This is a genomic window from Streptomyces musisoli (assembly GCF_016741855.1).
Lineage (GTDB): Bacteria > Actinomycetota > Actinomycetes > Streptomycetales > Streptomycetaceae > Streptomyces > Streptomyces musisoli.
Window position 1 is genome coordinate 72,025 of sequence record NZ_JAERRH010000019.1, and the last position, 24,491, is coordinate 96,515.

The 24,491-nt window shown below is 65.5% G+C and carries 12 protein-coding genes and 1 pseudogene; 11 read left to right on the top strand and 2 right to left on the bottom strand.

What is annotated here, in order from left to right; all coding sequences use genetic code 11:
• Window positions 1-1,076: 1,076 nt before the first annotated feature.
• The 9 genes from dpdE (at window position 1,077) to JK361_RS33220 (ending at window position 19,398) form a co-directional block, all read left to right on the top strand.
• Entirely contained in the window at window positions 1,077-4,283 is a 3,207-nt protein-coding gene (gene dpdE, locus JK361_RS33180) for a protein DpdE (RefSeq protein WP_201825554.1), read from the top strand.
• Window positions 4,280-6,886, top strand: coding sequence for a protein DpdF (gene dpdF / locus JK361_RS33185; RefSeq protein ID WP_201825447.1), 2,607 nt, complete (start codon window positions 4,280-4,282; stop codon window positions 6,884-6,886). Before dpdE ends, dpdF begins: the two co-directional genes overlap by 4 nt.
• Window positions 6,886-7,806, top strand: coding sequence for a protein DpdG (gene dpdG, locus JK361_RS33190; protein ID WP_201825449.1), 921 nt, complete (start codon window positions 6,886-6,888; stop codon window positions 7,804-7,806). Before dpdF ends, dpdG begins: the two co-directional genes overlap by 1 nt.
• Window positions 7,803-10,856 (top strand): protein DpdH, encoded by a 3,054-nt coding sequence (dpdH, locus tag JK361_RS33195; protein WP_201825451.1) that lies wholly within the window; start codon window positions 7,803-7,805, stop codon window positions 10,854-10,856. The genes dpdG and dpdH overlap by 4 nt, the downstream gene beginning before the upstream one ends.
• Window positions 10,853-11,566: a hypothetical protein gene (locus tag JK361_RS33200; RefSeq protein ID WP_201825453.1), complete on the top strand. Its 714-nt coding sequence runs from the start codon at window positions 10,853-10,855 to the stop codon at window positions 11,564-11,566. Before dpdH ends, JK361_RS33200 begins: the two co-directional genes overlap by 4 nt.
• A complete protein-coding gene (gene dpdJ, locus JK361_RS33205) occupies window positions 11,563-16,044 on the top strand; it encodes a protein DpdJ (RefSeq protein ID WP_201825455.1) in 4,482 nt (1,493 codons plus the stop codon). The genes JK361_RS33200 and dpdJ overlap by 4 nt, the downstream gene beginning before the upstream one ends.
• 8 nt (window positions 16,045-16,052) lie before the next feature.
• On the top strand, window positions 16,053-16,553 hold the full coding sequence (gene dpdK, locus JK361_RS33210) for a phospholipase D-like domain-containing protein DpdK (RefSeq protein ID WP_201825457.1): 501 nt from the start codon (window positions 16,053-16,055) through the stop codon (window positions 16,551-16,553).
• A complete protein-coding gene (gene dpdD, locus JK361_RS33215) occupies window positions 16,550-18,730 on the top strand; it encodes a protein DpdD (protein WP_201825459.1) in 2,181 nt (726 codons plus the stop codon). The genes dpdK and dpdD overlap by 4 nt, the downstream gene beginning before the upstream one ends.
• 278 nt (window positions 18,731-19,008) lie before the next feature.
• Entirely contained in the window at window positions 19,009-19,398 is a 390-nt protein-coding gene (locus JK361_RS33220) for a transposase (RefSeq protein WP_201825461.1), read from the top strand.
• Window positions 19,399-19,479: 81 nt separating this feature from the next.
• Here JK361_RS33220 and JK361_RS41635 read toward each other — a convergent pair.
• Window positions 19,480-19,843 (bottom strand): annotated as a pseudogene (locus JK361_RS41635) (DDE-type integrase/transposase/recombinase); the annotation flags it as partial.
• A gap of 367 nt (window positions 19,844-20,210) precedes the next feature.
• Complete coding sequence (locus JK361_RS33230; RefSeq protein WP_201825463.1) at window positions 20,211-21,218, bottom strand: endonuclease VII domain-containing protein; 1,008 nt, start codon at window positions 21,216-21,218, stop codon at window positions 20,211-20,213.
• A gap of 221 nt (window positions 21,219-21,439) precedes the next feature.
• On the opposite strand from JK361_RS33230, the gene JK361_RS33235 reads away from it, so the two are divergent.
• The gene (locus tag JK361_RS33235) at window positions 21,440-22,492 is read left to right on the top strand and encodes a hypothetical protein (RefSeq protein ID WP_201825465.1); all 1,053 of its coding nucleotides are present in this window, start codon (window positions 21,440-21,442) and stop codon (window positions 22,490-22,492) included.
• Window positions 22,493-23,192: 700 nt separating this feature from the next.
• Window positions 23,193-24,355 (top strand): IS3 family transposase gene (locus JK361_RS33240; protein WP_201825466.1). Its coding sequence is split into 2 segments (ribosomal slippage): window positions 23,193-23,477 and window positions 23,480-24,355, totalling 1,161 coding nucleotides; the frame shifts between segments, so codons are not numbered across the junction.
• Window positions 24,356-24,491: the final 136 nt, after the last annotated feature.

The window sequence follows — 24,491 nt, forward strand, 5'->3', positions numbered from 1 at the left end:
CATCAACTGCTCCCACGGCTGAGCGCGGTCATCGGTATGGGGCTGGTCTGGCCGATCGGCGTCCTGCCTCAGTCAAACGGGTCAGCCCCCGGCCCTCATACCCCAGCAGGCACTGGCGGCTGTGCTTCACATTCGCCCTCGCCACGAAGCCGGCCCCCGGGTCGCAGAGCGGTCTGGCCGCTCTTCTGCCAGTCTCCGGCGCCACTTCTCCGTCCGCTCCCTCGCTCACCCGTAACGCGGCGGCAGAGAGGCCCCTTCTTGCCCCGCTTGAGTCGTACCCCAGTGCGCACCGCCTCCCCTCGGGCCTAGCCGGCGCACCCTCTTTCGCGTAGAGCATTGACCGGACCAACTGCATGCATTATGAACGTTCACGATCATTGTTATCGCGAGCTCACCCGCGGTGCTCGAGAAGGGGAACTCAACTCGGGCAGCAGTGAGCTGGCACAAGTCGTCCTGGGGAGGGCGACGGTGGGAGGGCAGGCGCCAGCTTCCAGCGGGTCGTCAGGGACGTCGCACCTGGTGATCGCCGCAGAGCGGGTACCCGCACCGGCGATTGTCAGTGGTGCGGTTTACCCTTCAACCGGCTGGATGTGAGCGCCTTGTGAAGGAAGTGCAATGGCGGGGCTTAGGGTGGGGGATTTTGTCCACTTTGTCGGTTCTTCGCAGGGTGGGCGAGGCGCAGCAGTTGAGGGGGAAAGTGTCCAGGTCGATCTCTTTGAGTCGATAGCGGAACCCGTTCCGCAGACGCAGTGCGTCGCCGCGTGGTGGCGTACGCCGGTGCGCCTGCCGGCCGCTGATGCTGGACAGCCTCGCCCCCTGGGGAGGGATGTCACATGACGGATCAGGCTGTCCTGTGCCCCCGGTGCAGTGCCCCCATGGCCATGCGAGGCGCATCCCGAGGACCCCGTGCGGGCGAGTTTTTCTGGGGTTGTTCACGCTTCCCGGAATGTCGCGGGTCGCGCAATGCCGACGGCACGGTGACGGGGGCGGCGACCACCCGTTCCGACAGAGTAAGGGGGCGTCGCTCGGCGGCCAGTAGCGGTGGCTCCCGGCACACATCGTTGAAGCGTGGCGACTTGCTCGTCTCGAGCGCCAACACGCTAGGCCCCGCAAAGTTGGTGGGGCGAGTCGGTGACGACCTGATTCTGGAGTACTTCGATACCCCCGGGCAGGAACCCGCCGAGCGCTATCGTGAAACCGTTCCTCGGGCGAGCCTGAGCCGGCTTTCTCTGACCCCGGAGCTCAGGGTCTTCTGGATCAGCGCTGGCAGGTGGCGTTCAGGCCGCATCATGGATGTGACAGCGCAACGCGACATTCATGTGCGCGGTCATGAGTGGGAGGGGCATGTCGCTGAAGAGCACTTGTATGTCCGCTGGGACAGGCCACTGACCGATCCCGTCGGATTTGCCGGTGCCGGACTGCTGGAGTCCCCCCTCCTGGCAGACAAGCGGCGCCCTTTCCTGCAGAGCATCCTTACACAGCGCTCAGCGGCTCATGGGATGCGTGGAGCATTGTCCAGCAGCATTGAGTTGCACAAGCACCAGATCGAAACGGCGTGGCGCGTTCTGCAGGACCCGGTGCAGCGGTACCTCTTGGCGGACGAGGTCGGACTCGGCAAGACGATCGAGGCCGGACTGGTCATCCGTGAACTGATCCTGGACAACCCGGATTTGTCGGTGCAACTGATCCTGCCGCCGTTCCTTATTGAACAGTGGCGCCGGGAACTGGAGGTCAAGTTCCGTATCACGGACTTCCCGGATGCCGGGATCAGATTCAGCCGCGACGACGACCCCGGCACCTGGGAACCCGCCGATCTGATCGTGGTCGACGAGGCGCACAACTTGGCGCGCCTCGCAGGCAGCGAACAGGAACAACTGTCTGCCCGCTACACACGGCTCGCCGAGATCGCCGAAGCGAGCCCGCGCCTTCTGCTGCTCTCGGCGACACCCGCGCTCAACAACGAGCAGGCATTCCTTGCCATGCTGAAACTGCTCGACCCCGCGCTGTACCGCCACACGACGGCCGCAGATCTGCGAGAGCGCATGCAGGCACGGGCCGGTCTCGGCCGCCTGTTTCTGGGACTGCGGCCCGGCCTGCCCGGCGTCCTGCTGAAGAACCGCCTTGCCGAACTGAACGCTGCTTTCCCTGAGGACGCAGAGGTCTCCGGCCTCATTCCCCAGGCGGCGTTGGCAATCAGCGAACAGAACCAAGACGCCCTTGGCGACGTCATCCGCTCCTTGCGGACCCACGTCTCCGACCTGTACCGGGTTCATCGCCGTATGCTGCGCACCCGCCGCACCACTGCTCTGGAAGGGGCATACCGGCTGACCGGGCGTCAGCGCCCCATCTCCATCCCTCTGGAGGCAGACATCCTCACTGAGGTGACCCGTCTCCTGGAGAACTGGCGGCAGGAGGCATGGGCGGCCTGTGAAACCGACGATGGAGCTCGGAGACAAGCCGCGTCCGCCCTGGCGAGGGCGGTCTCCCTCTCCCTGGACCCCGATGCGCTGCGCGAATGGGCTCGAGACCGCGCGGCGGCAACACGAGGAGAGCAGGACGCTCTCGACCAGATCGACAGCGACCTTCGCTTCATCGACCGCAAAGGCAGCATCACGCGCCCCCTGGCAGACGCGCTGACCTACCTTTTCGCCGCATCAGAGCGTTTGGTCGTCTTCTGCCCGACACCGCGCATGGCCACCGAATTGGCCTGCGAACTGCAAGAGCTGCTGCCTGGCCGCGTCCTCGAGCATGTGAAGGGTTCCCCGCTCGACCTGGCCGAGCAGGCGGTGCGCAGTTTCGAGCAGGCCCAAACCGCATGCGTTCTCGTTGCCGACGCCTCCGCCGAGGAAGGCCGCAACTTCCAGTTCGCCGACCTGCTGGTCCACGTGAGTCTGCCGGCCACGGCCAACCGCCTCGAACAGCGCATCGGCAGGTGCGACCGCTGGGACGCCCACCGTGACGGGCACACCTGGCGCTCGTACCAGGTAGTGCAGGAAGACGACACCCAGTCGTTCACAGCGGCGTGGGCGCAGATCTTGACCGACGGCTTCGGCATCTTCGACAAGTCCGTCGCCAGCCTGCAGCACGCGGTCGATGCTGCCACCGAGACCGCATGGGACCTGTTGTTCACCCAGGGCACCGAGGCCACCGGAAAAGCGGTCACCGCAGTACAGGAGATCCTTCAGGACGAGATCGAGCGCGTACGCGAACAAGACGCCCTGGACAGTCTCGAAGCGCCAGCCGATGAACGGTCTGTCTATGGCCGGATGGCGGCCTTCGAAGACCAGGCGGCCGACTTCGCTGCACTAGGCGATGCCCTGCTCTCCTCCCGAGGAGGACCCGGGAACCTCCGGTTCGAACCCGTCGGCGACCCCGTCCACATGATTGGAAGCTACGAACTTGTCAGGCGACCGGCCCAGGGGCAGACCCAGATTCCGTTGATCCCCACAGGACGGCTCCAGCGCGACTTTCTGCCACTGGCACGGCAGCAGGGGACCTTCCGCCGTGCGGTCGCCGTCGACACAGAAGGACTCCGACTGTACCGGTACGGAGACCGGTTCATCGATGCAGTCTCCGACTTCCTCTGGAACGACGACCGTGGGCGGGCTTTCGGGATGTGGCGGTGGCTCCCGCAGTGGCCCCGCACCGAGCGCCTCGCCTATCGCTTCGACTACGCCGTCGAAGTCAATCCCCTTAAGGCATGCGGGGCCGACGGGCCTGACCCGTTGACACGCATCCTTGCCGGCTTCTTGCTCGACCAGCCCTCGCTCAAGCGCCGTGCAGACGGGATGTTCCCTCCGCTCATCGTGACCGTGTGGCTCGACGAGGATGGCACGCCTCTGACCGACGAGCGCCACCTTGAAGCCGTGCGGGCCCCCTATGCCAAGGCCACTGCAGGCATGCCGGGTGGCGACTATGCCCTCAACCGCAAGCGGATCGAACGTGCTTATGAACTGGTCCCGGCCGACAGGTGGGCCCACGCCTGGCGCACTGCCGAAAGCAGCGCCCAGCAACTGGCTCTCGGCGAGGACACCGTGGTGAAAGTCCGGACCGCGGCGATGACGATGGCCAAGGCCGATCTGGCGACGCGACTGAGACAACTGCAACTGCGAGCCGCCCGCGCATCGGGCAGTGAACGCGACTTGCTGGAGCAAGAGGTGCGAACCGAGTTGACGGTCGGCCATGCCCTGGCCCAGGCCATTGAATCTCCCTCCCTGCGTCTGGACAGCACCGGTGTGGTCGTGGTCTCGGGCCGCGGTTTTGAACAGGACGGATGGGCATGACCACCCAGTTCGACCTCATCCAGCGCGTCCTGTTGGGGTACCCGGAGCAGACGCAGAACCTCAGCGGTCCGCATCGCCGCCTCGCGGACGCCTGGACGTCCGACCTGCCAGGGCCCGAGATCAGCGGTGACGTTGCTGCCCTGCTGGGTCAGGTACTGCGCCACCACGCGGCGGTCACCGGCCGACGCAACCACATCCTGGAAATCCCGCTCGACCAGCGGGCCATAGACCGCACCGCACTGTGCCGGGCCGGCCTGCACACCGAACGGTTCGGAGCCACCCATCACCACGTCCGCCTCGGCGATGTCTGGGCTCCCCACTGGCTCCACGGAGACCCCCATTGGGTCGACCTCGCCTGCGCAAGCCCTGGCCCGTTCACCTCCGCAGACGGCACACAGACCCCCACCTATGCCCGCCCGACGCACCCCGTACCGGTCGATCCTGCGGTGCAGGCCATAGCCCCCGGCATTGACTACTACCGCTCGCCCAGCCAGGCCAGCGCCCTACGTACTGCCGCACTGGCAGATCCGGCGGCCACCCTCCATGTGGTCCTGCCCACCGGAACGGGTAAGACGATCGTCGGACTGGCTCCCGGCCTGCTGCGCTCCCGGGGCACCACCGTCGTCGTGCTGCCCACCATCGCCCTGGCCCTGGATCAGGAACGCCAACTGCACCAGCGCTTTCCCGCGTCCAAACTCGCCCCGGAACTGGCCTACTACAGCGACCGCGACGAGCAGGAACGCGCAGCCATCAAGCAACGCCTGCGTGAGGGCACTCAGCGGATCCTTCTCGCCTCCCCAGAGGCTCTCACGGGAGAACTCGCCTTCCTGCTCAGGCCCCTGGCGGCCGAAGGACGGCTGACTCACTTCGTCATTGACGAGGCACACCTGGTCCGTACGTGGGGGCTCAGCTTCCGCCCGAAGTTCCAGATCGTTGCCTCATTGGTGGGGGAGTTGCGGGAGGTCGCAGCCGCTGGCGGAAACACCCCGCCGCGCGTCGTGCTTCTCACCGCCACGCTCTCCGCCGCCAGTCTTCTGCTCAACGACCAACTCTTCGCGGGCAGCGCCGACTCACTCTTCGTCGGCTCAGCCTACCTGCGCACAGAACTGCGTTACCTGCTCGGGACGCGGGCATCACCGGCCGATCGCATCGACCGTGTCATCGAAGCGATGCACCATCTCCCCCGGCCGGCGATCGTTTACACCGCGAAGAAGGGAACCGCAGAGACGATCGCGGCGCGTCTTAAGGAAGCCGGCTTCGCCCGTACCGCCGTTTTCCACGGAGACATCGGACCTGCCGAGCGCCTGGGTATTCTGCAGGGATGGTCCGGTGACGGCGGTCCCACCACGTCCGACATCGTCGTCGGCACCAGCGCCTTCGGCCTGGGCGTCGACCAGAGCGACGTACGGACCGTCGTCCATGCGTGTGTCCCCGCATCCGTCGACCGCTATTACCAGGAGGTCGGCCGTGCCGGACGGGACGGACACGCCGCACTCTCGGTCTGGCTGCCCGCCGACGGCGACGTCACCGAAGGACAGCAGATCGAGAAAACAACCGTGATCGGGGACGACAAGGCATGGAAGCGTTGGGATGCCATGCGGACCGCCGGTAGACACACCCACCAGGCCGACGGAAGTTTCACCCTCGACACGGGCGTCGTCCCCGAGCACAACGACCGCCCCTCCGACGCGAACCAACTGTGGAACCGCAACACTCTCGTCTTCATGGAGCGTGCCGGATTGATCACCGTCGAGAGGCTGGACCCGCCTGTCCTCGAACGCGGACCGGACGAATCCGAGACCGCCTGGCAGGCGCGGCGCAGCAAGCAATGGGCCCACTTCGTGCGCCAGGTCAAGGTCCGGCTGGGCCCCAGCGTCGCCAACCTGGACCAGCAGACCTTCGAAGCCGCTGCTCAACGGCAACGCAGACAGATCAAGGACACAGAATCGGCCTCCACAGCACGCATCCGGCGCCTCCTGGCCAAAGACGAATGCTGGGGCCGCGTACTGAGTGAGGAGTACTCCTACACTGCCGTCGGCTCCATGCATGCGACGCAGAACGTCGCAGCGGCATGCTCCGGGTGCCCGGCAGACCGGCACCTGCATGAGCCCCGCCACCGGGCCGCACGGCCGCTCGTCGCAGAAGCGCGTATGCCCGACCTGGGAAGACAGCCCAGTTCCGCGCTGGAAAGACTCGGTGCCGGCCACCGCAGCATCGTCGTCACCTACGCAGACGACCGACTACGACGCTCTTTGAGCACGCTCATCCAGGCCTGCGTCACCAACGGTGTGCGTGGGATCGCCGCCCCCGCACCTCTGCTAGCCCTGCCGGCGATCAGGTCAGCTGCACGGTTCGCCGACGAAGGCATCGTTGCTGTGGACCCGCTGCGCACGAGGAAAGCCCCCGTATGCCTGGCGCTCCCCAGTCTGCTCATCGCGGACCCTGAGGGCACCCCTCCCATGTCCTGGCTCGCACCGACACGAGGTCCACTACGCGTGGTAGTAGTACCAGAGCACATGAACGATCCCGAGTACCCGGATGAAGCCATCAAAAACATCCGGAGCCCGCACTGGAACATCGATGACTTCCTCAGGAGACTGTGATGGCTGTCCTGAACCCGCCCCGAAGCCTTCCCGGGCTAGGCCGTGCCATCGTCAACTTCCTCATCGACTCCAGGCGGGCATGGACCGAGGAACAACTGGTCGAGGCATTCAAGCCGCCCGGCCTCAATGAGGCCGCGACCGCCGACGAGGGAGTCACCCACACCCTCTACGTACTCAGGGCCATAGAACTGCTCACCCTTGACGCCGGGACGGTCACCGTTGCCGGTGCCGCCGCCCGCAGCGGCTCTGCTCTGACACCGGTCGGGTTCCGCCGTGCCCTCCAGGAACACGTCTTCGACCTGGCCAGGGACGGCGACCCGTGGCAGGTGGGTCCGGGAGACGTCTATACAGGCGGAGCCCGTGACCTGACGCGGGCGCTTTCCTGGTTCCTCGCCCAGGACGCCCTCGGACGGCCTCTGTCCTGGACCGGCAATGTCCAGCCACTCCAGGCGGCGCAGTTCCCCGACCCCGACAACGAAACTTGGGCGCTGACGAACGACACGCGATGGAGCGCCTTCGCACGCTGGGCCCGCGCCCTCGGGATGGCCTCGCCGCCTCTGGTGCAGTCCAAGTCGGGGCTCGTTCCCCTGCCTGTCGTCGCGATCGAGGACGCGCTGGAGGGCATCCCTGCCGGACGGATGCCGATCGGCGAGTTCCTGCAGACCCTGGCGGCCCGGATTCCCGTCCTGCACGGCGGCCTGATCCGCGCTTCGCTCACACAACTCCTGCCCGGCGGGGACCCCGACCCGGGGATCCGCAACGACTGCGCGGACAGTTCCATCGGCCAGGCACTGCGTGTCCTCGAAGACCGCGGCCGTCTCGCTTTCTCCACGCTTCCCGATGCCGACGGCGTCCGCCTTTCACGGTTCGACACCACGCGGCAGACTCACGTCACCCTCCTCCAAGGAGGAACGAAATGACCTGGCGGGGAGACCTGCCGGCTGCGTGCTGGAAGGCGAGCGAGGCGCTGCGGATCATCCCGGTGGAAGCCGAGAGCACCTCCAACGGGGTGTTCCTGGCCACGCACACCTCGATCCCGCTCATCCAGCGTGATCACGTGGCCAGCGCCACCGGCGGCAGCCCCTCCACCGAGCACGACCTGCTGCGTGCCGTTCGTGAGCAGCCTGCCGACCAGCCCATCATTCCGATCCTCGGAAAGCCCGGCACCGGGAAGTCCCACCTGGTCCGATGGCTCCGCATCAACCTGGAGACGACGGACGCAACGCGCCTGATCTTCGTCCCCAAACACCGGATGTCGCTGCGCGGGATCCTGGACCTCATCCTCGAACTCGCCACCGGCGAGCGTGCCGACGAACTGCGCGCCAAAGTGGCGACCGCTGTCGACGCCGCCTCCGACGAAAGGGAAGCAAGGCTGCGCCTGCGCGCCGCACTGGCCGTCCTGGTCGAGACCCGGGGGGCACACCAGGACGGCGGCACGACCGAGGACGACGAACTCCGTGCCTATCTCGCCTCCCCCGAGGGCCTGCCTGCACTGCTACTCGATCCCGTCTTCCGCGACCGACTCCTTTCGGACGACGGCCCCATCGGGCGCCTGGTCCGGGAGAAACTCTCGGGTAAAGGCACAGAGGACAAGGAAGAAGCATTCGGCTTCAGCCCGCAGGACCTCAACCTGTCGGTTGACGACATCAACCACGCCGGTGCCGACGCTCAGACCGTTGCCGGTGCACTGACCAGCGAGGCAGACCTGCGGGATCTCGCAGCCAAGATGCTCAACGAGCAACTCGGGCCAGCCGTCAGCGAAGTCTTCGGCATCGGCGGGGACGACCTGAAGCAACTCTTGGTGGAGTTGCGCCTGGACCTGCACCGACAAGGACTGGAACTCCTCCTCCTGATCGAGGACTTCTCTATCTTCCAGGGAATCCAGGGCGGTCTCATCGACGCCATCACGCTGATCCCCACCGAAAACCTCGAACTGTGCCCCATGCGCGTCGTCATGGCCGTCACCACGGGATACTTCATCAATCACATCCCGGAAACGGTATATTCGCGCACCTACAAGGTCTATGAACTGGAAACCCCCCAGACAGGCGCGGCAGCCTTCGAACCAGCGGAGTTTGCCGCCCACTACCTCAACGCGGTACGGGCCGGATCCGCACTTATCGACCAGCATCACAACGAACGCGCCCCCGCCCCCAAACCCTGCCTTCAGTGCCCCGTCCGGGAAAAATGTCACCAGGCGTTCGGGCACGTCGACGACATGGGACTCTTCCCCTTCAACAGAAGAGCCCTTGACCTCGCCATCCGCAGCAGCTCCCAGGACAAGGGGTTCATCGCCCGAGACGTCCTGACCCGCGTCCTGCGCCCCGTACTCCAACGTGACCACAGCGAAATCGACGAAGGCCGCTTCCCTGGCGCAGGCTTCGAAAACGACTTCAGGTCAGGCGCGCTGCACATCCTCGACAACATCGAGGACCAAGTACGACTGCACACCCCCGGCGACCCCGACATGTCCGAGCGCCGCATCCGTATGGTCCGCTTCTGGGGGGCAGGTAACGGGCCCCAGAACCTCGACCCGACGATCCATGACGCCTTCGGCATCCCTCCCCTGGAAGCATTCGGCAACGCGCCAGAACCCGCCCCCCCGACTACACACCAGAGGAAGAAACACCCTCCCAGGAACAACGAGGAGCAGCCCCCTCAATCACCCACGCCTCCTCCTGCGGCACCAGAGGCCAATCCGCGTCTGGTCCAGGCCGTCGACCGCTGGCGCGCCTCCGGCGACCTCACTCAGGGCGACCACAACGACCTGCGCAACATCGTGCATGCCGCCATCACCGGATACCTCGAGTTCGAGAACGGCTTCGGCACCGAATCCGGCTGGACCGGCGGCAGGAAGGAACACGCGCCGTCCTTCAACGCCTCGAGTTCGATCGTCCTGGACGACAACAAACTCGACAAGGCGCTCATCCCCGTCGATCGCACCGATGATGAAGACGTCCGGGTACTGCGCGCGCTCGCCTGGGCGAGCGCCAAGGGCGCGTGGGACGCTGTACCGAACGGTGAGGTACTCCAGCGCCTGTGCATGACGAAGGCGCAGACATGGGCCGCACGAGTGACTGCATACCTCGACCTGCAAGACCGTAACGACGATCCCGAACTGGCCCGTATCGCCCATGCTCTGCTGACCGTCAGCAAAGCCTTCGGTATTGCCGACGCTTTCAAGCCTGACGGGCACAGCAGGGTCAGAGCACTGTTCGCCCCCAGGCCCGAGGCCGCAGGGGTCCAACTGCGGCCGCGACTGCGCAAATGGCAGGACGCCTTCAACGGCTCGTCCCAGCAGCCCGGCCGGGAGTGGCTCCAGGACAGACTGCTCCGTCTGGCCTCCTACAGCCAGGGAAGCGGCAAGCCGCTTGCCGTCGATCTTCCCCGCCTCCTGCACGCCGTGCGCGACGATGCTGCCGACGCCGCATGGCCAGCGCAGGCCCCCGACGTCCTGATCCAGGCCGTGCACGGCATAGCCACCCGGGCAGCAGAACTGGACCAACTGCTTGAAGAGGCCTCCAGCCTCCTGCCCGACACAGGTGAACTCGGAAGCAGCATCGCCGAGGTCGCCAAACCCCTCAACAGCCTCATCGCCCACCGGGCAGCCCTCGGCCAGTTGCCGCCATCGATCAACGCAGACGGCCTCGCCACCACGGCCCGAGCAGTCAAATCCGGCGACCAGAAGAGGGTCGAAGCCATCCGCGAAGCCCTTCAGTCCTGGCACACCCTCCCGGCGGACGAACGCCTGCGCCTGATGACTTCGGATTGGGACAGCTCAGCAAAACGGATCGAAACCTGGCTCTGCATGGCTGGCAACGCCGTGGAAGCACTGGAGAAGAAGCTCACTGCCGGACCCGTCTCCGAGGTGCAGCGCGAGCACGACGATGCCCTGTGGCGCCTCTCCGCTGGACTGAACGCCCTGAGTGACGAGATCACCCACGTGACCGGACCTGGAGACAACGCATGACACTCCTGGAAAGGATCCAACACCTGCGCACCGCTGCCGCGGCAGCAGACGACGCCCATGCGATCAAGCAGCGCACCGGCGCACTCGTCACCGCAGCCGAGACGGTCGAATCCCTCCTCAAAGACGTCCGTCAGGTGGCCGGCGGCATGGCTGAACTCCGTGCAGTCGGTATCTCTCCGAGCAGAGACCTGCCCGATGCGGCAACGGACAAGGTCACCAGCCTGCTGAGGGAGACTGCCGCGTCACTGGCGGCGCAGGATGTCGACGCACCGCTCGACGGCGTGAAGGCGCACATCAAGCAAGCGCGGGCCTTGATCGATGGGCTTCGTCAGGCTGTCGACGGCGCCTGGGCGAAGGAACTGAGCCGTGACACCCCGCCGATCAACGAAGATCTCGTGAATGCACTCGCCAAGAGCGGCCTGGACATCGAGCAGTTGCGTGCCGAGATCGAGAACGCACACGGCATCCTCAACGTCTTGCGCAATCGTGCAGTGCCCCAGGTGGGCGACGTTGCGAAACTGGCGTCAGCACGCGAAAGCCTGCGGTCCTGCGGGGAAAGGATCAGCCGACTTGTCGACCCCACCCTCGCTAGAGTGATCATGGAAGCACAGGAGGCAACGGGCATGCCTCTGAGCTCCATCACGCCCGAGGTCCTCACCCAACTGGCACGGCTGGGGATCCTCGACAGATTCTGGGTGAGGCTGCGGTGAATTCTGACATTCAGAGCAAAATCCTCGACGTGCTCGAGGCCCATGAGGACCCCCTTCTGTCCTGGGGCGTCGTCGACGGCGGCTTTACCTATGACGAACTGCACACCCTCGTCCTCCAAGTCCTGCTGGACAACGGACAGATCGATACCGCCGAAGAGGCAATCGATGAACTCAACGAACAGGGTCTGATCACCGAATACACAGCAGCCTCGCCCCCGAGATGGCGGACACGCAATGGCGAGGCACTGCGCCTCCTTGCACGCCTGCGCCAGACCTTCCTCTCAGGCAGCCCCGAACAAGCCTGGCGCCAGGGCCCCTCGCTGATCTCCGACTTCCGCTACGCCCGCCGGCCGCGTGCGTATCCCAGGCGTGATCAGCCCTGGAACACCGTCCTCGAAGGCCTGCACGGCATCGACGACGTCAGCCACGACGTCATCGCCACGATGACGTCGAACAGCACCGCGCACGTCCAGCTCAGCGGATTCCAGGTCCGCGCCAGCCGGCACATCATGACCGCCCTGCAGTCCGGCATCACCACAGCCACAGTCGTAGGTGCAGGCACCGGCAGCGGAAAGACCCTCTCCTTCTACCTGCCGGCATTCGCTCACCTGGCAGCGCTCCGAGACCCCACCGCCTGGACACGCGCGCTCGCCGTCTACCCGCGCAACGAACTTCTCAAGGACCAACTCAACACCGCCTTCGCCCACGCCCGCCGCCTGGACCAGATCTGGACCAAGACCAACGGGCGGCCCATGACCATCGGAGTCCTCAACAAGGACACCCCGCACTCCACGAGAAGCCTGTCCGCCCCGTACTCATGGACCAAGCGCGCCCAGGGCTACGAATGCCCGCACTTCACCTGCCCCGGCGACGGCCATAAGGTGTGCGCCGGAACGCTGTACTGGTCAGAGCGAGACGTCAGCGGCAAGAAAGAGCGCCTCACCTGCAGCGCATGCTCGCTCCAGTTCGACGAATCCGTACTCGTACTGACACGCCAGCGCATGAGCGAACAGCCCCCGGACGTGCTGTTCACCACCACGGAATCACTCAACCGGGGACTGTCCGACCTCTCCATGCGGCACCTGTTCGGCGTCGGAGCGACCAAGCAGCCACACCTGATGCTGCTGGACGAAATCCACACCTACAGCGGGACCGCAGGAGCCCAGGCGGCGCTGGTTCTGCGGCGCTGGCACCACTCCCTGCGCAGCCCGGTCACATTCGTCGGCCTCTCAGCGACGCTGTCGAACCCCGTGCGCCACATGGCCGACCTCACCGGCGTCGAGGACGGACTGGTCACCAGCGTCGAGCCGAGCGCGGATGAGATGGAGTACGAAGGCGCCGAGTACATGATCGCGGTGCGAAGCGACCCCACCAGCGGCGCGTCCGTCCTGTCCACGACGATCCAGACCGCGATGCTGCTGCCGCGGTTCCTCGACGAGCCTGCATCCCGCATCTCAAAGGGCATGCTCGGGACGAAGGCGTTCGTCTTCACCGACGACCTCGACGTCACCAACCGGCTCTACTCCTACCTCCTGGACGCGGAAGGGCAACGCCACGAGAAAGGCCGCACCGAGCAGTTCAAGGCGCCTCTCGCGTCCATGCGACGCCCCGGGAAGGCAGGCCTCGAGGAGCAGAGGCGAGCAGGGCAGGTATGGGACCTGCCGATAAAACTGGGCCACAACATCAACGGTGACGGGCTCAAGGTGAGCCGCACCACATCACAGGACTCAGGCGTCAACGCAGAGTCCCAACTGGTGGTCGCGACGGCCTCACTCGAGGTCGGCTTCGACGACCCGGACGTCGGAGCCGTATTGCAGCACAAGGCTCCCCGCGGAGTAGCCGCATTCCTGCAGAGGAAGGGACGGGCCGGGCGAAACCGTGGCATGCGCCCCTACACCGTCGTCGTCCTGTCCGACTACGGCCGCGACCGGGTCACCTACGAAGCCTGGGACGCACTGTTCGACCCGATCCTGCCCGAACTCGTGCTTCCCATCCGCAATCGCGCAGTGCTCCGCATGCAAGCCACCCTGGCCATGCTCGACTGGCTCGCCGAACAACTCCACACACAGCATCCCGACGCAAACCTGTGGCGTGACCTGAAGAGCCCTGCCGACCCCAAGTACCGCAAGACGCAACGCGTGCAGCAGGCCGCTGCCCAGGTCCTTCAGGAACTCCTGCGCGACCCCGGTCGGCAGCGTAGCCTGCGCGTGTGGATCCAGAGTGCGCTGCAGGTACCTGAGAACCTCGCCGCAGAGATCCTGTGGCACCCGCCCCGCCCGCTCATGCTCGCAGCCGTACCCACACTCGCCCGCCGGATCAGCAACAACTGGTCAGTCGCCGCCGCCCATCAGTACGAGACCGGCAAGGACACGATGGGCGGCAATCCGCTGCCCGATTACTTCCCCGAGAACCTCTTCAGCGAACTCGCCCTCCCCGAGGGACAGGTGATTGTCCCACCTCAAAACCCCTGGGAGAAGAATCCCGAGCCGCAGGCGATGGGCATGGCCCAGATGCTCCGCGAGTACGCCCCAGGCCGCGTGTCCCGGCGGTTCGCAACCCGCAACCTGGACAAACGGCACTGGATCTCGATCCCCTACGACACGAGCGAAACCGTACTGGACCTCGCTCCCATTCTGCCCACGGCCCGTCGCCAGGAGGCAGCCACCGTCGACATGCACGGGCAACCCGTGCGCCTTCCCGTCGTCAGGCCCGACCAGGTGGAACTGAAAGACACACCGCCAGACATCAAAGACTCCTCCAACGCCACCATGGTCTGGCGGACACAACTCATCGAGCACGGCACCGGTCTCGTCGCCCGCATACCCCGCTCCGACACCATCGGCGCACTCATTCAGGAGGCACGCTTCTTTCTGCATGCGCAGAACGCCCACGTCGAAGCCCGCCGCGTAGCGGTCGAGTCCGAAGCTAACATCGTCATTGAGAGGCGAGGGGAAGCCCGGGTACGCACCCAGTTCGCACTGGGCGACGAAGCAGTCGGACTCGGAGCCACCTACGATGTGGACGGCCTGCGCCTCACCATCACCCTGCCGGCAACCATCATCGCAACGGCAAGCGTGGAACCGGCTCTGCGCAGCGCATGGTTCCAATACCTTGTCACCCAGGACGCGGAACTTCTGCAACAAGTCAACCGGTTCCAACTCGGATGGCTGCACCAGGCCCTCGAATGCATGCTGCTCATGTCAGCCGTCACAGACGGCACGTCACTGCCCCAGGCCTACCAGACAGTCCGCGCCACCTTTGCCGAGCGGCTGACCGACACCCTCAACGCCATGTTCCGCAGCACCGGAGTGGACGACACCGAAAACGCCGCCGTCAGCCGGATGGCGGAGCGTCTGCAAGCACTGCTCGCCGACGAGAACGTCGTGACCCGTCTCGACCATCTGACCGCACAGGTATGGAACCCGCCGGCTGACAAGTACCAGGCATGGCTGCGCCAGCGTGCCCTCGCCACACTGGGACAAGCAGCCCTCTGGGCAGCTCGCGAGATCTGCCCCGAACACGATCCCGAAGGCATTCTGGTCGACGTCGAACCCGGCTACGGCCCCACCGGCACTCTACGAGACAACCAGGTCTGGCTCACCGAGAGTTCGATCGGCGGCGGTGGCTTCATCGAAGCACTTGCCACCCGCGTGCGCCCCGACCCCCGACGATTCCTGCGTCTGATGATGAGGGCGATCCAGCCCTCCACCAGTGAACTCGTCGATGCCCACATGCGCCGGATCGTCCACTACACCACCGACCGCGGCGACTGGCGCAGCCTCGTCGCTGACTTCCGTGGATCCCAGACGCAGGCCGAGCGCGTCACCAACCTCACCCGCATCCGGGCGCAACTGCGCCACGCAGGTATATATGGTGCGGAGCAGGCTGTCATCTCAAGCCTCGCCAACCGCCTGCTCAGGCCCGGCTCGACCGCCGACACCGACCAGGCGCTTCGTGTGCTTACCGACGAGTGGGAAGCGCAGGAACAGCGTCTGGGAATGGAGATCGCACCACGCACGTGGGCCTACCTGATGCGAGACAGGCGCGACTTGGACACGGGGTTGAACCTCTCGGTGAACTCCTCAGACCGTCAGCGCATCGACGCTATCCAGAGCACCCTGTGGCCACGAGGGTGGGCCATCCGCTCGGACACCCTGCAGTCGTGGAACCCCTACGCCGAAAGCCTGCCTGCCGCGCCCGAGCTGATGAGGGGGGTGCTCACCGGCAATGTCCATACGATCGACGTCACTGCAGCCGACGCCGACAACCTGGTCCGCTCTCGCCTTGCCGAACAGGGTTCAGCCCAGGTGACTGCAGCTCCCGAACAGGCGTCGAAGCTGGCACAGATGCTTGTCGACCTGTCGATCCGCGCCACTGAGACCGAGTTCCTCCAGGTTTATCCACGAGTGGTCGAGATCGACCACAGCCCGGACGGCAGCGTCGTGGTCTCGCTCGAAATCGCCGAGGTATCCGCATGAGAAGGATCATGACCGCTGGAGCTGGAGAGACTCGCCGGCTGAACGACCTGCTACAGAACCTCCTGGTCACCGAACTTCTGGCGCCGTCCGATCGACTGTGGGTCCTGTCGCCCTGGATCTCCGACATCGTCGTCATCGACAACGCCTCCGGACAGTTCAAAAGCCTACTGCCCGGCCTTCCTTCGCGGGCTATCAGGCTGACCGAGGTCCTCATCGAACTCTCCCGACGCGGAACAGACATCCAGGTGATCATCCGCGACGACCCGCGAAACGCGCAGACCCGGCAGCGTTTGACCGAACTCGCACGCGTCGGCCCACGGCCGCAACTACTGGTCCGCAACCACCTGCACGACAAAGGCATCCTTACGGACCGCTTCCACATCCACGGGTCCATGAACTTCACCTTCTTCGGCAAGACCCAGAACGAAGAGGGCGTCACTGTCATCTCCGACCCGGACCAGATCGCCCGCGCCTGGGTGGAGTATCAGAACAGGTACCAATTGCCATGAGTGTTGATTTCACACCATTCTTCGCCGCCGGCAACGAGATCCACCCCAATAAGGTGCCCGCAGGCTTCCAGGCGATCCTCGAGAAGCACATCAACGCCATCCAGCAGCGCAGAATCGGATTCCTCCCACGCAGCTTTCAAGGTCGACTGTGGTGGTACGGATTCGCACACACTGCGCGCCAGCGCCGTGAAGTACTGGAGCTTCTCGATAGCTGGGTGGGGCCGACCTTCAGCGACCTGCCCCGCCACCGCGGAGCCCTCGAAAAGGCTGATCCTTTCGACGCTGCGCTGGCAGCAATGCCCCTCGAAGTGCTGCGCTTCGAAGTCCTGCCGCGATCCAAGCCTGACTCGACGCGCTCGCGAAACGAAGTCCGCAACGCTCTGCTGACCCTCGGGGACCTCCTCCGCCAGCGGCCGGCCTCAGAATTTGACGCCGACCGCACCACCGTCGAGGTACTAGACGACCTTGGCCACGCCATCGCGGCCCAGGACCGCAGCGTTGCCCTGGCTTGCCTTCGTGAACTCGAAGCGATGGCAGACCTCGACCAAACCAACCTGGCATTTCTCCGACTGCGTCTGCACGCAGGACTTCAGGATTGGAACGCTGTCCTTTCCGACAGCGACATCGACCAACTCCTGGCCATGCACCGCCCCGCACGCATCACTCACTTCATTCAGCAAGCGGTCTACGCCACATGGTTCGCCGCACACGACACCGCCGGAAGCGAACAGCAACTACTCGACGCTGTCACCGAACTTCCCCCTGCATTCCACGCTCTGTACTCCGGCACGCCGGCAACCAGCCGAGCCCAAGCCGTCGTCGAGTTCCTCATAGCGGTACAGGCGGGTGCGCAGGAGACACAGAACCGACTCCTCGACGAAGCCGGAGCTATCGAACCCGGCCTGCCCGAGCACCTCCGCGCCATCCTGCACCTGCAGACCCCCGCCGGAGCGATACAGCCAGCCGCACCCCAGCCCCACACCCACACAGCCGAATCACCACTCGAACGCGCAACCCGGCTCATGGCCTTCGGCGACACCCAGTCAGCCCTCGACCTCGCCCTCACCATCGAACCCGGGATCCAAGCCGTATACCTCCTCCTCACCTGCTCCCGAGAACTGCACTCCGCTCATCGAGCAGACCTGGTCGCCTCGTACATCGCCACACACGACCTGCGCCCCCTGATCGACAGCTCAGCACCCCGCCTGCGCGACCACCTTGCCTGGCTGGACGAGTTCACACAGAGCAAGTCCCACGGCGGATGGCGAACCTGGTTCGACGACCTCTCCCATCAGCACGCAACGCCTGCCGACCCCGAAACTACCGACCAGTGGACCCCGCTGAGCGCCGACGCCCTCACGGCTCTCCTTCGGCAGGCCCCGGACGAAGTACTCGGCAGACTCGGCGAATTCGGCGGCCAGTTCATGGCGGCACACCGCGACATCTTCATCGATGATGGTGCCGCCGACCTCAGCGAACGGGTCCTCGCAGGCCTGGCGATGGGAGAGAAGAACTCGGCTGGCGTACGCGTACAGACCCTGGCACTGCTGGACTACCTCCTGGCAGCCAACCCCAGCCCCCAACTGTTCGCCTCGGCGCTCGACTGGACCACCCTCATCGTCAAAGCGAACATCTCAGCCATCACCGCTACCTGGGCGATCGACGTCCTGCAGACAATCACCGCTACCCCGGCCGCAGCGACAAATCCTGCAGCAGTCACGTTCTTCTACTCCGTCATCGACACCGCAAGGCCCTTCAAGTCGGCACTCAACCTCACCGACCTGGAAGCCATCAAGATCGTCGCCGGCGAGCTCGCGCAGAGCTTCCCCGACGACCTGGCGGCCGGCCACACCGACGATGCAGACCCCGCCGCCCCCTACCGCTACCTCCAAGGCGCCAAGGTCGTCCTCTACTCCCTGACCGAATCGGCCACCGCCCGAGCAGCCCAAGTACTCCGCAGCCTGGTACCGGGCATCGACATCGAAACGAGCGCCGAACACGACGGAAGCAGCACACTTGCCGCACAGGCCGCCCACGCAGACATCTTCGTGGTCGTCACAGCCTCGGCAAAACATGCCGCTACCGACTTCATCACCGCTAAACGAGGCACTCGTCCCATCATCTACGTCAACTCCCGAGGCTCATCAGCCATCCTGCGCGAACTCGCAGAGGGCTGACCAACTTCTGAGCGAGCCCCAGTACGGGTGAGATCCGCGTCCCGCAGGAGCTCCGCCCAGAGGACAAGAAGAACCCAGCTATGCGGACGATGACCTGCCGATCAGGTGAGCGATCCCCTGCCTGTCGCCCGCCTCATCAACCGGGACGGCTTCCCGTACGACTCTCCCGCCGCACAGCCTCGTGGACGGCAAAGCCTGTCACCAGCGCTGATTCCTGGGCTTGATCCGCTTTGACGGACATCTGAGATCACGTGTTCTGCCCCGGAAGGATGTCCGTCATGGAGAGCATGGGGAAGAAGAAGCCTCGGCCTCGCCGTTCGTTCATGCCGGAGTTCAAGGCCGAGATCGTCGAGTTGTGCCGGCGCGGTGACCGCTCGGTCGGTCAGGTCGCCAAGGACTTCGACCTGACCGAGACCGCGGTGCGATTGTGGGTCAGCCAGGCCGAGGTCGACGCGGGCGAGCGCGACGGGCTGACCAGCAGCGAACGCGGGGAGCTGGCTGCGCTGCGGCGGGAGAACTGCCGGCTGCGGGAGGACGTGGAGATCCTCAAGCGGGACAGCTTTCTTCGCGAAGGAGACCCGGTGACGGTGCACCCGGTCATCATCGAGGCGGAGAAGCGGGACGGTCACAACGTCAAACGCGCGTGTGAACTGCTGAAGGTCTCCTGAGCCGCCTTCTATGCCCGCTGCAGTGGCAGCCGCGGTCCGCGGGCGGTCCGCAATGCCGAGCTGGCCGAGAAGATCGCCGAAGTACTGACAGCCACGATCCGAATGAAAGATCACAGGCCGGGAGAGAGGACGCCGGCGCCAGGCGGACGGCAGAGAGTCCGCAACCAGTTCGGTCCGCAGGTGGTCGGCGGTGGACCAGCCGACCACGCGGCGGGAGGCGATGTCGATGACGGTGGCCAGATACAGCCAGGCCTCCTCGGTCGGATGTAGGTGATGTCACCGCACCAGCGGGTGTCGAGCCCGCCGGGGTCGGGAGCGAAGTCGCGGACGACGAGGTCGGGTCGGGACGCCGCCCGCGGGTGATCGTCGTCAGCCGCCGTCGCCTGCGATGACGGCCCTGCAGCCCGGCATAGCGCATCAGCCGGGCAACACGGCGCCGCCCGATCGAGACGCTGGTTGATCCAGGTCCGGGCGGCTTCGGGTTCGGCGTGGCGCCATGCCCAGATGAGGGTGATCTCCAGCTCGGTGAGTTCGTCGACGGGTCGGCTTGCGGAGGGAGCGAGGTGCCGTGCGATCTCGTGGCTGATCAGCGAGCGGGCCTCACTGATCCACTCGGGGGTGGCTGCTGCCTGTGTGTGGTCCGGGCTGTCAGAGCCGTCGCGGCTGGTGACGCGTTGGAGGGTTCGAGCAGAGAGGATGGCTTCGTCAGGCACTGGGTCGGCAGAAGTCCTGCTCAATCCACTGCCGCTCCCTGCTACGACCAGCGCATCCTGATCGCGGACAACTGCTCCTCTTGCTCCGGCAAGCTCAAGTCACTCCTCCAAGGCCACCTTGCTGTCTAAGTACTGCGCGGCAGAGCGCAGCCTGCTCACATCGTCTTCGAAGTGGCCGATGCCAAGATTGCACGGGTGGCATAGGAGCCCCCGTACCTTCCCGGTCTCATGGGAGTGGTCGACGCACGGGACGAGCAAATCGGGATCAAACAGCCTTGCGCAGATCGCGCACGCAAGGTCCTGGGCGACGAGCAGTGCTTCGAAGTCCTCGAGTTCCATGGAGTAGTTCACCCGGAGCCAACGTCGGCGTTCCTTCTCTGCAAAGCACCGCCGACAGACCCGAGCCTCCCCGTTGAAGTACCAGCCGACTTCATCGAACAGGTGGCCGTTCACGCACTTCGGGGTGTCTTCCCACCCCTTCCTGGGCTTCCATGCGTGCTCGGCTGGGTCCTTGCCTTGTCGGGCCGCCCTGGATTCGGACGGGCAGACCCTGCAGACGAGGTGCCCATGGGCGGTGCGGTACGTATTCTCCTCCGTGCGCTTGTGCCCGTTCGCGCACCGCTCCAGGTGGTCCTCCCGCTTTCTCTTCCCCTGATACCGACCCGCCTCGCCCAACGGTGTCCGCCCAGGACGAGGCATTGAAGCGGCCAGGTGCTCAGGAGCCAAGCATTTCTTGTTCCCACACGTCTGCCGGACGTGCTGCCCTTTCGACAGAGTCCTTCCCGTCGACTGCTCGTACACCCAGCGGTGCAACGCGATCTGCCGGCTCTTACCTTCACGCCAAGCTAGACGGTCGGATGTCTGTGGCCGACCCTCCTTGTTGACCGTTCCGTTCCACTCCAGGCACTCCCCAGCCCTGGCGCACTTCGCCCGCACCCAGGGCAGAGTGATTTCCTCGACCTCCTCGCGCCTGTACTCGGCCGCCCCATACTTTCTCGACCGCTTGTAGCAGGGCTGACACATGCGATCTCGGAGAGGCTTGTACGGACGCGAGCACTCCTTACACGTCCGCTCGGACTGCACGGGGATATGACTCTGACGCTGCATGCCGGGACGGTAGCTGACACCACTGACAACCAGTCGGGCCTCATCCTGGAGCACCTTCTCGCACCGCGATCCACCCTGGTCTCAGAGAGGGCCTGTAAATCGTTCGGCTCTGGCCGTAGTACTCACGATCTTGTGCTGGGGGAGTTCGTGGGGCTTCAGCGGTCTGGTGTGTCAGTGGTGGCCGATAGCCTTGCAAGGGTAGTTGCCGGAAGGAGCCACACTTGACCGGGTTCAAGATCAATCAGCGTGGGATCGACGAGATGATGCGCCAGATTCAGAAAGGCGTGGAACGCTCGGCGCGGCGCCATCCGATCCAGATCCCGATCGGCACGGATCCCGTCACCGGCTCCACCCAAGGCGACATCGAGCACGACCCGTACTTGCCTAAGGCTCTGCTGTGGCTCCACGAGCGGGCAGTCGAGCAGCGAGGGCACTTCCAGGACATGGCGATGTTCACCGAACGCGAGCACCTCTCGCAGGAAGAAGCCAGGGACCTCGCGCTCCGGCTCGAGCAGCACGGCTTCGTCCAGATCTCCCGCAGCCTCGGCGGTGACGACACTGTGGTGCACCTGACGGACGAGGGCCGGGTAGAGGTGCGGCGGCTCAAGCAACTCGGCTGTGACCGCGTCCGCCGTGCTGACTACGCGACCAACGCCCTGCTGCGATGGCTGCACGACCAGGACGCGTCCATCGAGCCCGGAAAGTTCGCGGATGCCCCCACTGCCTACTTCGCCGGCACTCCGCTCACGGCCGGGGAGATCTCCAGCGCTGTTGCCGAACTCGTCAGCTATGACCTTGCGGAGAGCCCCGCCCGCCGTAACGACTACGACCCGTACCTGCTGCAGATCACCGACGGAGGTAACGCCTGCATCCGCAGCGGCCGCGCAGTAAGGAACTACATGGACGCCCAGAATACCGCCGGGACCACCAACAACTACCACGGCAGCACCGTCGTGCACGGCGATGTCAGCGGCGGCGTCGTCCTGACTGGCGACCACAATACCGTCAACGCGGGCAACGGCATCGACGCCCAAGCTCTCGCCGGCCTCGTGCAGGGCCTGCGCGACGTGGCCCCGCAGCTCGGCCTCGACCCGGTCGACGCCGAGGACTTCGAGGCCGAGGTTGTGGCCCTCGAACGCGACGGCGGTGACCCCGAGCGGGGCGGTCGCGTCTGGCGCAGGATCATGCGCCTGGCTGGCCCCGCGCTCACCACGGCCGTTGCCTCTGGCGTCGGCCAGCAGCTCGTTGAACTCGGCGCCAGCCTCTACAACTGACCTACCCGCCATGATCGATGGCCGATGCGACCGGTGCCTGCATGCTGCCGCAGCTACGCTCCCGCCCTGCCGTCCCCCACCCCCAAGATCACGGTCTATCTGGTAGCGGTCGTGACGGGAACCGATCAGTGACTACTGGCGGAAACGCCAGCCCCTCAGCCGGTGAGAACGGGATGCCCCCTTCTCGGCTTGGTTGGGGCGTGGCGCGGTGACAGCGTGGGCCAGGACGACGATGGCCTGTCGGCCAAAGCCGCCCACGTCTCGGTCAGGCGGACCTGATCGGCGCTCCGAGGCTCATCACATCCACCCCATGGCGATGTTGGAGAGCTGTTCGATTCGCTCCGGTGACAGTGTCGCGGCCCTGCTGCGCTGGTTCCCGATTCATGCCCCGAGCCGGAGCTGCTCCTCCTCCTGGTCCTCGCCGACGATCCCCTGCTATGACTGCACATCAGCCCGCATGCGGGGCCCCGAGCGCCCTGCCATCGCGGAACACTGCGCAGGTTCATCGGGTACTGCGCAGTTGTTGCAGTGGCCGGCCGGTGGAGTTGCGGCACGTACCGGCGAGGTGCCCGAATCCAGTCTTAATCCATGACTCACTTGAAGCAGAAGCCAAGAAGGGTATCCGTTCTGCGGGTCTGCCGCACGATCAGGTGACATCTGAACTGGCTTGCCCTGTGGGGCGGGTGGGAAGGATGTCGCTGTGCCCAAGCCCTATCCGGAAGAGTTCCGCCAGGACGTCGTGCGAGTCGCGAGGAACCGCGGCCCGGGTGTCACGGTCGAGCAGGTGGCCACCGACTTCGGGGTCCACCCGATGACGTTGTGGAAGTGGATGCGCCGGGCGGACATCGATGACGGGACCAAGCCCGGGGTGACCAGCCAGGAGAGCGCGGAACTGCGGGAAGCACGTCGGCGGATCAAGCTGCTGGAGCAGGAGAACGAGGTCCTGCGCCGGGCCGCGGCCTATCTGTCGCAGGCGCATCTGCCGGGAAAAGGATCTACCCGCTCGTGAAAGAGCTGGCCGCGGACGGGGTGCCCGTCACGGTGACGTGCCGGGTGCCCAAGCTCGCCAGACAGCCCTACTACCACTGGCTCGACAAGCCGGTGGCCGACGCCGTACTGGAGGAGTCGTATCGCGCGAACGCACTGTTCGACGCCCACCGCGACGACCCGGAATTCGGCTACCGCTTCCTGGCCGATGAAGCGCGTGGTGCCGGGGCTCGGATGGCGGACCGGACCGCGTGGCGAATCTGCCGGGACAACCGCTGGTGGAGCGTGTTCGGCAAGAAGCGCGGCAGGGGCAAGAAGGCCGGCCCGCCGGTGCACGACGATCTCGTGAGCCGCAACTTCACCGCGACCGGCCCGAACCGGCTGTGGCTCGCCGACATCACCGAACACGCCATCGGCGAAGGCAAGCTGTACCTCTGCGCGATCAAGGATGTGTTCAGCAACAGGATCGTGGGCTACTCCATCGACGCTCGGAGGAAGTCCCGCCTGGCCGTGGCTGCCCTCGACAACGCCGTGGCCCGACGTGAACACGTCGAGGGGTGCATCCTGCACAGCGATCGCGGCTCGCAGTTCCGCTCCCGGAAGTTCGTCCAGGCCCTCGACCGGCACCGCATGGTCGGATCGATAGGGAAGGTCGGGGCAGCCGGCGACAACGCGGCCATGGAGTCCTTCTTCAGGCTGCTGCAGAAGAACGTTCTCGACCGCCGGAGCTGGGCCACCCGTGAGGAGCTGCGGATCGCGATCGTGTCCTGGATCGAGCGGACCTATCACCGGCGCCGCCGACAAGCCGCACTCGGCCGGCTGACACCCGTCGAATTCGAGACCGGCATGACCACACCGGCCCTCCAGGCCGCGTGACCGAACCTGTCACCCGAACCTGCACCAGCCCCCCCGACCACCCTCCCGGCATAGCTCTGAAGGATGCTTGAGCAAAGTAGCTGTACTGGCTTGCTCAGGTAACCGGGTCTTGGCTCCGAAGCTCGAAAGAGCCGTC